This is a genomic window from Streptomyces sp. NPDC088910, assembly GCF_044749865.1.
Classification (GTDB): Bacteria; Actinomycetota; Actinomycetes; order Streptomycetales; family Streptomycetaceae; genus Actinacidiphila.
The window spans coordinates 15,813-27,532 of sequence record NZ_JBIVIV010000010.1 but is presented as its reverse complement, the minus strand read 5'-3'; the positions used below and the strand labels follow the sequence as shown (position 1 = coordinate 27,532).

Sequence of the window (11,720 nt, the reverse complement as noted above, 5' to 3'; positions counted from 1 at the left end):
GCGGCCCGTACGGCGCGGGGCGGTCAGCCCCGCGCCACCGCGTCCGGCACCAGCAGGTCCGCCCCGGTCGCCGCCCGTACCTCCTCCACGCCGACGCCGGGGGCCAGTTCGGCCAGCCGCAGTCCTTCGGGGGTGACGTCGAGGACCGCGAGGTCGGTGATCACGCGGTGCACGACGCGGCGGCCGGTGGCGGGCAGGGTCAGTTCCCCGACGATCTTCGGGGAGCCGTCCTTGGCGGTGTGTTCCATGACCACCACGATCCGGCGGGCGCCGTGCACGAGGTCCATGGCCCCGCCCATGCCCTTGACCATCTTGCCGGGGATCATCCAGTTCGCCAGGTCACCGCGGGCGGAGACCTGCATGGCGCCGAGCACGGACACGTCGATCCGGCCGGAGCGCACCATGCCGAAGGAGGCGGCGGAGTCGAAGTACGCGGCGCCGGGTGCCACGGTGACCGTCTCCTTGCCCGCGTTGATCAGGTCGGGGTGCTCGTCGCCGTCGTACGGGTAGGGGCCGACGCCCAGGACGCCGTTCTCCGAGTGCAGCACCACCTGGGTCCCGGCGGGCAGGTGGCCGGGGACGAGCGTGGGCAGGCCGATGCCGAGGTTCACGTACTGGCCGTCGCGCAGTTCGCGGGCGGCGCGGGCGGCGAGTCGGTCGCGGTCGAGTGGCACGGTCAGTTCTCCCGGTCGGAGGTGGCGTGGGCGGTACGGACGGTGCGTCGCTCGACGCGTTTGTCGGTCGGATCGGCGGCCACGACGCGGTCGACGTACACACCGGGCAGATGGATGGCGTCCGGCGGCAACTCGCCCGGTTCCACGATGCGTTCGGCCTCCACCAGGGTGATCCGGCCGGCCATCGCGCACAGCGGGTTGAAGTTGCGGGCGGCGGCGTGGAAGGCGCAGTTGCCGTGCCGGTCGGCGACGGCCGCCCGGACCAGCGCGAAGTCGGCGGTGACGGCCTCCTCCAGCAGATGGCGTACGCCGCCGAAGTCCCGTACCTCCTTGGGCGGCGAGGCGACCGCGACCGTGCCGTCCGCCGCGTACCGCCAGGGCAGGCCGCCCTCCTCGACCTGGGTGCCGGCGCCCGCCGGGGTGTAGAAGGCCGGGATGCCGCAGCCGCCAGCGCGCAGCCGTTCCGCGAGGGTGCCCTGCGGGGTGAGTTCCACCTCCAGCTCGCCCGTCAGATAGCGCCGGGCGAACTCCTTGTTCTCGCCGACGTACGAGGAGGTCGCCCGCGAGATCCGGCCGAGTCCGAGCAGCAGGCCGAGTCCCCAGTCGTCCACTCCGCAGTTGTTGGAGACGACCCGCAGATCCGTCGGGCCCGCCGCGGCGAGCGCCGCGATCAGCGCCGACGGAATGCCGCACAGGCCGAATCCGCCGACGGCGAGTGTCGCGCCGTCCGGGATGTCCGCCACCGCGCGGGCGGCCGAGGCCACCACCTTGTCCATGCGTCCGCCTTCCCCGCAGGGGTCATCGAGGGTGTGTCGAGCGTGAGTTGAGGGTGCGCCGGGCCGCCGTGCCGGGCGTGATCCGGCCCCTGGCGCCCGCCCTGTCACCTTTGCGACGGCGCCGCGGCGCCGCCATGGTCCCTGTCGACATGGCTCGCGGGGAAGGAGCGTGTGCCGCCCACATGTCCGGTTCGGCGGGGCGCTTCTACGGTTTGCGCAACAATCCACCTCCCCGGGAGCCGGTCGCCATGCGTCGCAGCACATCGAGCACCAACAGATCGAGCCGAGCGAGCCGTTCGAGCGAACCGGCCGCGTCCCGTCGGCCGCGCCCGACGAACGGGCCTGGCGCCTTCCGTACGCGGACCGTACCGGCGCTGGCCGTGCTGACCGCGGGTGTGCTGCTCGCCGGATGCAGCGCCGCGGGGACGGCGGGCAGCGCCAAGTCCTCCGACGGCACGAGCGACTCGGCGGTCAAGGTGGGCCTGGTCTACTCGCGCAGCGGGCCGCTGGCCGCCTACGGCAAGCAGTATCTGGACGGCTTCAACGCCGGTCTGGCGTACGCCACTCACGGCAAGGGCACGGCGGGCGGCCACCGGATCGAGGTGGTCGAGCAGGACGACGCGGGCGACCCCGCGAAGGCCGTCGCCGCGGCCAAGACCCTGATCGGCAAGGGCACGCACATCATCGCGGGCACCACCGACTCGGGCGTGGCGCTCCAACTGGCCCCGCTGGCCGCCCAGAACAAGGTGCTGTACATCGCGGGACCCGCCGCCACCGACGCGTTGACCGGCGTGAACGCGTACACCTTCCGCTCCGGCAGGCAGTCGTACCAGGACATCCTGACCGCCGGGTCGCTGCTGGGCGACTCCAAGGGCAAGAGGGTCACCGTGCTGACCCAGAACTCCGCCTTCGGGCAGGCGAATGTCACCGCCGTGAAGGAGGTGCTGGGCGGGCAGGGCGCGACCGTGGACTCGGTGCTGGCGCCGCCGAGCGCGGGCGATCTGACGCCGTTCGCGCAGCAGGTCAAGTCGAAGAAGCCGGATCTGGTCTTCGTCGCCTGGGCCGGCGCCAGCGCGCCCGCGCTGTGGACGGCGCTCGACCAGCAGGGCGTGGTGACCTCGACCAAGGTCGTGACGGGCCTGGCGGGCACCGCCTCGTACCCGCTGTTCGGCGCGGCCGGGTCCAAGATCTCCTTCCTCGCGCACTACTTCCCCGGCGCCGCGCGCAACGCGGTGGAGACGGCGATGCTCGACGGCATCACCAAGGCGGGCGGCACGCCCGACCTGTTCAGCCCGGACGGATTCACCGCCGCGCAAATGATCGTGCACGCGGTGGAGGCGGGCGGCGCGGACAGCCCGACCGCGATGGCGAAGGCGCTGGAGGGCTGGTCGTTCGAGGGCCCCAAGGGCGACGAGCAGATCAGGGCGGTGGACCACGCGCTGCTCCAGCCGATGTTCACGGCGAAGCTGAACGGCACGGGCGCCGCCGCGAAGCCGGAGCTGATCAGCAGGCTGCCCAAGGACGCGGTGAACCCGCCCTCGAAGCAGATGGCGGGCTGACCGGTGACGAGCACGGCCCCGGTACTCCGGCTGCGTGACGTGGGCTGGTCGGTCGGCGGCGCGACCATCGTGGACGAGGTGTCCTTCGAGGTGCGCGAGGGCGAGTTCCTGGCCTTCATCGGTCCCAACGGCGCGGGAAAGACGTCCCTGTTCAACCTGATCAGCGGTCTCGTACCGGCCAGTCGGGGGTCCATCGGGCTCGACGGCGCGGACATCACCGCCGAGAGCGTCCCGGCCAGGGCGCGGCGCGGGCTGGGACGGACGTTCCAGACGTCCAGTCTGTGGCCCGGTATGACGGTCGCCGACCATGTGCGGCTGGCCGCGCAGGCGGCGGGCGGCGGCTCGTACCGGATCTGGCGGCGCGCCGCGGGATACGCGCGGCAGGTCGGGCAGGTGCTGGAGCGCACGGGGCTCGGGCACCGCGCCGAGGCGCTGTCGAGCGCGCTGTCGCACGGCGAGAAACGGAAGCTGGAGCTGGCGGTGCTGCTGGTCGGCGAGCCGCGCGTGATGCTGCTCGACGAGCCGATGGCCGGGGTCAGCGCCGAGGAGGTGCCGGCCCTGACCGCGCTGATCCGCTCGCTGCACCGCGACGAGGGCCGCACGGTCCTGATGGTCGAGCACCACATGGACGTGCTGCTCGGCCTGGCCGACCGGCTCGCGGTGATGCACCACGGCACCCTGCTCGCCCTCGACACCCCGCAGGCCGTCACGGCCGACGCCACCGTGCAGCGGGCCTATCTCGGGGAGGCGCTGTGACCGTCGAACCCCTGTTGGCCGTACGGGACTTGAAGGTCGTCATCGGCGGCCGTCACATCCTGCACGGCGTGAACCTCGATGTCGCCGCGAGCGGGGTGACCGCGCTGCTCGGCCGCAACGGCGCGGGCAAGACCACGACGGTACGCGGCGTGCTCGGCCTGGTGCCGCGCACCGGCAGCGTGCGCTTCGCCGGTCAGGAGACGGTACGGCTCGCCACGCACGCCCTGGTGCGGCGAGGGATCGGCTACGCGCCGGAGGACCGCGGGGTCTTCGCGGCACTGACCGTCGCGGAGAATCTGCGGCTGGCCGAGCGGCGCGGCGCGGGCGAGCCCGCCTACGCGCTGGTGCACGAGCTGTTCCCCGAGCTGCGGCAGCGGGCGGCGCAGCGCGCGGGAACGCTGTCCGGCGGGCAGCAGCAGATGGTCGCGATCGGCCGCACCCTGCTCAACGGCAACCGGCTGATCATCGCCGACGAGCCCACCAAGGGCCTGGCGCCGAAGGTCGTCACCGAGGTGGCGCGGGTGCTGGAGCGGGCCGCGCAGGCGGTGCCGGTGCTGCTGGTCGAGCAGAATCTGGCGATGGTACGGCGGCTCGCCGAGCACTGCGTGGTGCTGGCGGACGGCAGGACCGCGCACCGCGGCCCCGCCGCCGACCTGCTCGCCGATCCCGAGGCGACCCGCAGGCTGCTGGGCGTCGGACGCAAGGGCGCGGACGCGCACGTGAGAGAGGCAGAGGCCGTGTCATCCGATCCCGCCAGGGAATCCGCCACCGACGCCGCCGGGACGCACGTCCAGGCCGCGGCCGGGTCGTACCCACCGCCGTCCGCGGCACGGGAGGCGGGCGCCTGATGTCGACCGTCGTGCTGCTCACGGCCACCGGTCTCGGCCTCGGCGCCCTGTACTTCCTGGTGGCCTCCGGCCTCTCCCTGATCTTCGGCCTGATGGACGTGCTGAACTTCGCGCACGGCGCGCTGCTGTCGATCGGCGCGTACGGCACCTGGTGGGCCGCCTCCGGGCATCTGCCGGGCGCGGGCTCCGGCGGATTCGGCTTCGTCCTCGCCGTCGCCTTCGGCACCGCTGTGGGCACCGTCGCCGCGATGGTGCTCGAACTCGCCCTGATCCGCCCGTTGTACGAACGGCCGCGCGAGCAGGTCCTCGCCACCGTCGGGGTGGGGCTCGCGGTGCCCGCGCTGCTGTCGGCGATCTGGGGCGCCGACGCGCGCACCTTCCCCGGACCCGCGGCCCTGTCCGGCACCTTCGGACTGTTCGGCGCGCGCGTCCCCGTCAACCGGCTGGTGCTGATCGGCGCCGCGGTGCTCGTCCTGCTGGCACTGCGGCTGTTCCTCGGCCGCACCCGGCACGGCCTCGTCGTCAGGGCCGGGGTCGAGGACCGGGCGATGGTCACCGCGCTCGGCATCGACGTCCGGCGCGCCTTCACCCTGGTCTTCGCGATCGGCGGGGCCGCGGCGGCGCTCGGCGGCGCGCTGGGCGGGCTGTACTACGGCTCGGTCGACCCGGGCCAGGGCACCTCGCTGCTGATCTTCGCCTTCGTCGTGGTCGTCATGGGCGGCATGGGGTCGGTGTCGGGCGCCGCGCTCGCGGCCGTCGGCGTGGGCCTCGTCCAGCAGTTCGCCAACTACTACACCGCGTCGGGGCTCGGCGATCTCGCGGTCGTCGTCCTGCTCGCGGCGCTGCTGCTGCTCCGGCCGCACGGCGCCACCGGGAGGCTCGCATGACCACCGCCACCCCGACCCGCGAGGAGCCGCGCGTCCAGGCGGCGCCCGCGCCGGCCGGACACCTGCGCCGGGTCACCCGCTGGTGGCCCGCCGCCGCCCTGGCCGCGCTGCTCGCGGCCCCGTACAGCTCGCTGCCGCTGCCGGGCCTGCTCGACGGGCCGATCGGCAGCGCGGGCAGCCTTCAACTCCTCGCGCTGTGCCTGGTGTTCGGCGCGCTCGCGACCGGATACGACCTGCTGCTCGGCCGTACGGGCCTGCTCTCGTTCGGCCACGCGCTGTACTTCGCCGCGGGCTCGTACGCCACCGACGTCATCATGATCGAGGCCGGGCTGCCGTTCGGCGCCGCCGCCGTGCTGGGGCTGCTCTTCGGGATCGCGCTGGCCGCGCTGCTGGGCTCGGTGTCGCTGCGGGTGAGCGGGATCGCCTTCTCGATGGTCACACTCGCCTTCGCGCAGGCCGGTTCGATCCTGGTGGAGCGCGACCCGGGCGGGGTGACCGGCGGCGAGGAGGGCCGGGCGGTGCCCGCGGACAGGCTGCCCGCGTCACTCGTCGGCATCGAGCACACCGTCAATCTCTACTGGATCGCGCTCGCCTACCTCGTGGTGACCGTCGCCGTCGTGCACTGGGCGGTCCGCTCCCCCACCGGGCGGGTCTGGGAGGGCATCAAGGAGAACGAGCGCCGGGTGGAGGTGCTGGGCCTGCGGCCGTACGGCTTCAAGCTGACGGCCTTCGTGCTGGCGGGCGCGCTGGCCGCGGTCGGCGGCATCGTCCATCTGCTGCTGACCGGCGGCGCCACCCCGCAGACCACCACCTCCGACTTCACCTTGTCGCTGCTGGTGATGGTCGTCCTCGGCGGCTCCGGCTCGCGCTGGGGCCCGCTGATCGGCGGGGTCCTCTACACCTGGGCCGACCACCGGCTCGGCGACCTCGCGGGCTCCGGCTCGGTCGCCGGTCTGCCCTCGGTCCTGCGGGTCCCGCTCTCCCAGCCCCTGTTCCTGCTCGGCACGTTGTTCGTCGTGGTCGTCTACGTGCTGCCCGGCGGCGTGGCCCGTCTGCCGCAACGGCTGCGCGCGGCGGCGCGGAAGAGGAGCTGACCGGGAGGCGGTCGCGGCCGGGAGGCGGTCCCGGCCGGGCGCCGCTCCTAGCCGGGCGCCGCTCCTAGCCGCGAGGTGTGGACAACAGGTGCAGACGGAGGGCGAGTTGAAGTTCCAGCGCCCGGTCGGGGGCGTTCCAGTCGGGGCCGAGCAGGGCCTGGACGCGGTCGAGGCGCTGGACGACGGTGTTGACGTGGAGGTGGAGTTCGTCCTTGGTACGGGTGAGGGTGCCGCCGCAGGCGAAGTAGGCGCCGAGGGTACGGACCAGCTCCGTGCCGCGTCGCGCGTCGTAGTCGAGGAGCGGGCCGAGCGTCGCGGTGACGTAGGAGTCGACGTCCCGTTCGTTGCCCAACAGCACGCCGAGGAAGCCGAGTTCGTCGGCGCTCGCGCCGTCGCCGACGCGGCCGAGCGACTGGAGGGCGCGCAGGCAGCGCAGCGCCTCGGCGTGGGCGTCGGCCAAGGCCCGCGGTCCCGCGGCCGGTCCGCCCGCGGCGACCGTGACGGGCGCGCCCACCAGGTGGCCGAGCTGGGCGACGGCGGCCCTGGCGGCCTCGCCGGGCGGTGCGCCGTCGTACGGGAGGAGCAGGACGACGGTGCCGGACTGCTCGGCGCTGATGCCGTCGCCGCCGAAGAGGTACTGGACGGCGGCGCCCGGCAGTTTGTCGTGGCAGGCGGTGACGGTCTCGGCGACGAGCAGCAGGCACGGCCGGTCGAGGTCGACACCGAGCCTGCGACCGCGCACGACGAGACCGGCCGGGTCGCGCCCCGCCGCGGTCAGCAGGTCGGTGATCAGCTCGCCGCGCACCCGGTTCTCGGTCTCCGCGACGGAGCGGCTGAGCAGCAGCAGGAGCGCGGTGACGACCCCGGCGCGCTCGAACAGCCGCCGGTCGGAGTCGTCGAGCCGTTCGCGCCCGTACAGCACGAGGCTGCCGAGGAGTTCCTGTCCCGCGAGCACGGCGCAGGTCCAGCGGCCGTCGCGGAACACCGCGCGGGCCGCTGCGTGCGAGTCGGCGGCGTGCCTGACCAGGGCCGCCGGCTGCGGGGGCAGACCGTCGAAGTCGCCGCCGCCGCGCCCGACGGCGGCCAGCCGTCGGCCCTCCGGGTCGTGGATGGTGAGGGCGCCGTCCAGCAGTCCCGCGACGGCGGCGGCCACTTCCGACAGGTCGCCGCCGCGCAGCACCAGGTCGGTGAGCCGGTCGTGCGCCTCCTCGGCGCGCTGCATCGCGGCGGCGTGCTCGCGGATCACGGCGCCCGCCTCGGCGAGGTCGGTGATGGCCTTGGCGGTGTCGATGGCGATGGCGGCGTGCGCGGCCAGCGAGCACAGCAGCGCGACCTCGTCGGGCGAGAACGGGCGGGGGGTGCGGTCGGCGGCGAAGAGCACCCCGATCACGTCGCTGCCGACGGCGCCGCCCGCGTGACCGCCCGCGCCGCGCGACCCGAGCAGCAGCGGCACCCCCAGGATGCCGACCAGGCCCTCGTCCAGCACGCCCTCGTCGATGGAGCCGGTGTGCCGGAAGCGCTCGTCGGTGCGGTAGTCGGGGGTCGCGTACGGGCGGGCGGTCAGCGCGACCAGACCGCCGAGACCGTCGCCGTACGACAGCCGGAGGTTCTGGAAGAGCGGTGAGACCGAGCCGTCGGTGACCCGCATGTACGTGTCGCCCGCCTCCTCGTCACGCAGCGTCAGATACGCGGTGTCCGTGCCGAGCAGCATCCTGGCCCTGCGCACGATGGACTGGAGAACGGCGTCGAGGTCGCGGAGCGCGGCCAGGTCGCTCGCGGTGTCGAAGAGCGCGGCGAGTTCGGTCTCGCGGCGGCGGTGCTGCCGCAGCACCCGGCGGACCCGCAGCGCGATCCCGGTGGCCTGTTCCAGCTCCGACAGGTCGGACGCGCCCGCCCCGTTGATCCTCGCCTGCGCGGCGACCGCCCCGAAGTCCTCCGCGGGCGCGTCGGCCGCGACCATTTCGAGCAGCCGACGCATATGGCGGGCGATGGGCGCGGGCGCGGCCGCGGGCCCGAGGGCGGGTGCAGGTGCCGGTGCCGCTACGGACTCGGGCGCCGGTACGGCTGCGGGATCTGCGGATTCTGCGGACATCAGGGGTCACCGTGCCGGAGGGACGAAGAACGGTCCGTGCGGCGCGGCGGTCGGGACCGTCGCGCCGCACGGCTGGTGCGACGGACGCGCGGTGGGGCTCGCCGCCCCGCCGGGACGGGACGACGGCCGCCGCAGACGCCGACCCTATCGACCGGCCGCAGTAAAACGCGAGGTCAGTGGCCGGATCAGTAGCCGGATCGACGGCCGGATCAGTGGGCCGCCCGGTGGCTGGCTCGTGGTCGGCCCGTGGCTGGCCCGACGGTCGGCTCGGTGCGCGCGGGTCAGTGGGCGGTCCACCCGCCGTCCAGCGGCAGCGAGGCCCCGGTGATGTAGCCGGTGTGCGGGGAGCAGAACCACAGGGCCGCCGCCGCGACCTCCACCGGCTCGATCAGCCGCTTGATCGCGGTGCGCTCCAGCATCACCCGGGTCACCACGTCCGCCTCGGGGATGCCGTGCGCGACGGCCTGGGTGGCGATCTGGTCCTCGACGAGCGGGGTGCGCACATAGCCGGGGTTGATGCAGTTGCTGGTCACGCCGTGCGGCGCGGCTTCGAGCGCGACGGTCTTGCTGAGCCCTTCGAGCGCGTGCTTGGCGACGACGTACGCGGACTTGTACGGGCTGGCGCGCAGGCCGTGCACCGACGAGATGTTGACCACCCGGCCCCAGCCGCCCGCGTACATGTGCGGCAGGGTGCGGCGCAGGATCCGGAACGGCGCCTCGACCATCACCCGCTGGATCAACGCGAAGCGCTCCGGGGGGAATTCGTGGACGGGCGCGATGTGCTGAAGGCCCGCGTTGTTGACGACGATGTCGGCGTCGTCGGGCAGCGCGTCCACGGCGGCGGGGTCGGCGAGGTCGGTGACGCAGCAGGTGCCGCCGATCTCCGCCGCCACTTCCTTGGCCGCGTCCGCCGCGATGTCCACCACGTAGACGGCGGCGCCCGCCTCGGCGAGGGCCACCGCGCAGGCCCGTCCGATACCGCTGGCGGCTCCGGTGACCAGGGCGGTCCGCCCGGCCAGGAACCGCGCGCCGGGCGGGTCGTCGGGGGTGGCCGCGGCGGGCGGCGCTGCGGGCGGCCCCTCGGCGCCGGGGCTCTGAGTGCTCTCCATGGCCGCCACGCTAGAAACGATGCGGGGGCCCGCACACGTGGCCGGTGACCATACTTCCCCGTCCCGAGGTGGCGTCCGCAGCCATGTCGCGCGGGCGCTCCAGGACCCATGCCGGTACGGCCGCGCGGCGCGGGCGGCGGCCGGTCGGCCGCGCCGCCGGGCGCACCGCGGCGCGGCGGACGCAATGGCGGCGGCCCCCACTTCCGCCGCGCAGGGGTGGCGGTCCTTCACGTGTCTGGGGCCGCCGCGGCGGTTCTACCGTCCAGCCGACACGTGGTCCCCGTCACATCAGGAACGCCCCCTACCGCTGTCGTCCGACGTGCCGGTGTCCGCCGACCGTGAGCCGCCCCCCGTCCCGAGGAGTCCGCATGCCCCCCAACCCGCCGCCAGGCAGCGCCCGTTCGCCCCTCCCCCGTACCGCCCGCGCCGTGACCACCGCGCTCCTCGGTGTCCTCGCCCTGCTCACCGCCTGCCTCGGCGCGGTCGTCACCGCTGGTCCGGCTGCCGCGGCCGGTCTCACCCAGGTCTCGTCCTTCGGCTCCAACCCCGGCAATCTGGCGATGTACGAGTACGCACCCGCCGGTCTGCCCGCGAACGCGCCCGTCGTGGTCGCGCTGCACGGCTGCGGACAGAGCGCGAGCGACTACTTCGCCAGCTCCGGCTGGCAGAAGTACGCCGACCTGTGGGGCTTCGCGCTCGTGCTGCCGCAGACCAGCTCGGCCAACAACTCGCTGTCCTGCTTCAGTTGGTTCGACCCCGCGAAGGACACCCGCGGCAAGGGCGAGGCGGCGTCCGTCGTGTCGATGGTCGGCCACGCCGTCACGCAGTACGGCTCGGACAGCCGTCGCGTGTACGTCACCGGCCTGTCGGCGGGCGGCGGCATGACCGCCGACCTGCTGGCGGACTACCCGGACGTCTTCGCGGGCGGCGCGGTGGACTCGGGGCTGCCCGCGCAGTGCGCCACCAGTCAGACGGCGGCGTCCGGTTGCCAGTACGGCAGCCTCAATCTCACCCCGGCGCAGTGGGGCGACAAGGTCCGCGCCTCCTACCCCGGTTACACCGGGCCGTGGCCGCGGGTGGCGATCTGGCAGGGCGCCTCCGACTACACGGTCTACCCGGTCAACGCCACCGAGCTGCGCGACCAGTGGACCAATGTGTGGGGCATCGGCCAGACCCCGTCGAGCACCCAGAGCCTGCCCGGCAACACCACGCTGACCACGTACAACGACGCTTCCGGCAAGCCCGCGGTGCAGATGTACTCGATCGCCGGCATGGGGCACGGTCTGGCCGTCGACCCCGGCTCGGGCACCGAGCAGTGCGGCGCGACCGGCGCGTACTACCTCGACACGATCTGCTCCAGCTACTACACCGCCCGTTTCTGGGGCCTGGACTCCGGTTCCGGCGGCGGCACGGGCGCGCTGCCCGCGCCCACCGGGCTGAAGGTCACCGGCACCACCGACACGACGGCGAGCCTGAGTTGGGCGGCGGTGACCGGGGCCGCCTCGTACACCGTCTACCGCGCCGGGACCAAGGTCGGCACCAGCACCTCGGCCGCGTACACCGACAGCGGTCTGACGGCGGGGACTTCGTACGCCTACACCGTCGCCGCGGTCGACTCTGCCGGGACGGTCGGCGCCGCGTCCGGCGCGGTCACGGCGACCACCACCGGGTCGGGCGGCGGCGGTTCCGGGCAGTGCTTCACCGCCACGAACTACGCCCAGGTGGCGGCGGGCCGCGCGCATCAGAGCGGCGGATACGCGTACGCCAACGGCTCCAACCAGAACATGGGGCTGTGGAATGTCTTCGTCACGCACACCTTGAAGGAGACCGCGGCCGGTTACTACGTGATCGCCGACAGCGGCTGCTCGGCCTGACCCCGGCCGCGCCCCGGCCCGCGGCACCGACCGGGTACGGACCCCGTACCG

The 11,720-nt window shown here is 74.0% G+C and carries 10 protein-coding genes; 6 read left to right on the top strand and 4 right to left on the bottom strand.

The features are described 5' to 3' along the window. Positions 1–23: 23 nt before the first annotated feature. Positions 24–674 carry a 3-oxoacid CoA-transferase subunit B gene (locus ACIP4Z_RS22595; protein WP_355345986.1) on the bottom strand — a complete coding sequence of 217 codons (651 nt, stop codon included), beginning with the start codon at positions 672–674 and terminating at the stop codon, positions 24–26. A gap of 2 nt (positions 675–676) precedes the next feature. After that, positions 677–1,450, bottom strand: a complete 774-nt coding sequence (locus ACIP4Z_RS22590; RefSeq protein WP_401310783.1) for a CoA transferase subunit A — start codon at positions 1,448–1,450, stop codon at positions 677–679. Between the two features lie 248 nt (positions 1,451–1,698). Here ACIP4Z_RS22590 and ACIP4Z_RS22585 point away from each other — a divergent pair, with 248 nt between their 5' ends. The 5 genes from ACIP4Z_RS22585 to ACIP4Z_RS22565 are packed head-to-tail and all read left to right on the top strand — an operon-like array spanning position 1,699 to position 6,594. Continuing rightward, positions 1,699–3,009: a substrate-binding domain-containing protein gene (locus tag ACIP4Z_RS22585; RefSeq protein ID WP_401310780.1), complete on the top strand. Its 1,311-nt coding sequence runs from the start codon at positions 1,699–1,701 to the stop codon at positions 3,007–3,009. Positions 3,010–3,012: 3 nt separating this feature from the next. After that, positions 3,013–3,765, top strand: a complete 753-nt coding sequence (locus ACIP4Z_RS22580; protein ID WP_391162146.1) for an ATP-binding cassette domain-containing protein — start codon at positions 3,013–3,015, stop codon at positions 3,763–3,765. Beyond that, positions 3,762–4,613, top strand: coding sequence for an ABC transporter ATP-binding protein (locus tag ACIP4Z_RS22575; protein ID WP_401310777.1), 852 nt, complete (start codon positions 3,762–3,764; stop codon positions 4,611–4,613). The genes ACIP4Z_RS22580 and ACIP4Z_RS22575 overlap by 4 nt, the downstream gene beginning before the upstream one ends. Then, on the top strand, positions 4,613–5,500 hold the full coding sequence (locus ACIP4Z_RS22570) for a branched-chain amino acid ABC transporter permease (protein ID WP_355345971.1): 888 nt from the start codon (positions 4,613–4,615) through the stop codon (positions 5,498–5,500). Before ACIP4Z_RS22575 ends, ACIP4Z_RS22570 begins: the two co-directional genes overlap by 1 nt. Then, a complete protein-coding gene (locus ACIP4Z_RS22565) occupies positions 5,497–6,594 on the top strand; it encodes a branched-chain amino acid ABC transporter permease (protein WP_401310773.1) in 1,098 nt (365 codons plus the stop codon). Before ACIP4Z_RS22570 ends, ACIP4Z_RS22565 begins: the two co-directional genes overlap by 4 nt. Before the next feature lie 64 nt (positions 6,595–6,658). Here the strand turns inward: ACIP4Z_RS22565 and ACIP4Z_RS22560 are convergent, their stop codons facing one another. Continuing rightward, positions 6,659–8,572, bottom strand: coding sequence for a GAF domain-containing protein (locus tag ACIP4Z_RS22560; RefSeq protein WP_391045659.1), 1,914 nt, complete (start codon positions 8,570–8,572; stop codon positions 6,659–6,661). 395 nt (positions 8,573–8,967) lie between these two features. Next, positions 8,968–9,795 (bottom strand): 3-hydroxybutyrate dehydrogenase, encoded by an 828-nt coding sequence (locus tag ACIP4Z_RS22555; protein ID WP_401310770.1) that lies wholly within the window; start codon positions 9,793–9,795, stop codon positions 8,968–8,970. Between the two features lie 368 nt (positions 9,796–10,163). Between ACIP4Z_RS22555 and ACIP4Z_RS22550 the strand changes: the two genes are divergently transcribed. After that, a complete protein-coding gene (locus tag ACIP4Z_RS22550; RefSeq protein ID WP_401310767.1) occupies positions 10,164–11,669 on the top strand; it encodes a PHB depolymerase family esterase in 1,506 nt (501 codons plus the stop codon). Positions 11,670–11,720: the final 51 nt, after the last annotated feature.

Coding starts and splice junctions, on each gene's coding strand:
- ACIP4Z_RS22590 (WP_401310783.1), bottom strand. CDS start 1,450: ATGGACAAGGTGGTGGCCTCGGCCGCCCGCGCGGTGGCGGACATCCCG.
- ACIP4Z_RS22585 (WP_401310780.1), top strand. CDS start 1,699: ATGCGTCGCAGCACATCGAGCACCAACAGATCGAGCCGAGCGAGCCGT.
- ACIP4Z_RS22570 (WP_355345971.1), top strand. CDS start 4,613: ATGTCGACCGTCGTGCTGCTCACGGCCACCGGTCTCGGCCTCGGCGCC.
- ACIP4Z_RS22565 (WP_401310773.1), top strand. CDS start 5,497: ATGACCACCGCCACCCCGACCCGCGAGGAGCCGCGCGTCCAGGCGGCG.
- ACIP4Z_RS22560 (WP_391045659.1), bottom strand. CDS start 8,572: ATGCGTCGGCTGCTCGAAATGGTCGCGGCCGACGCGCCCGCGGAGGAC.
- ACIP4Z_RS22555 (WP_401310770.1), bottom strand. CDS start 9,795: ATGGAGAGCACTCAGAGCCCCGGCGCCGAGGGGCCGCCCGCAGCGCCG.
- ACIP4Z_RS22550 (WP_401310767.1), top strand. CDS start 10,164: ATGCCCCCCAACCCGCCGCCAGGCAGCGCCCGTTCGCCCCTCCCCCGT.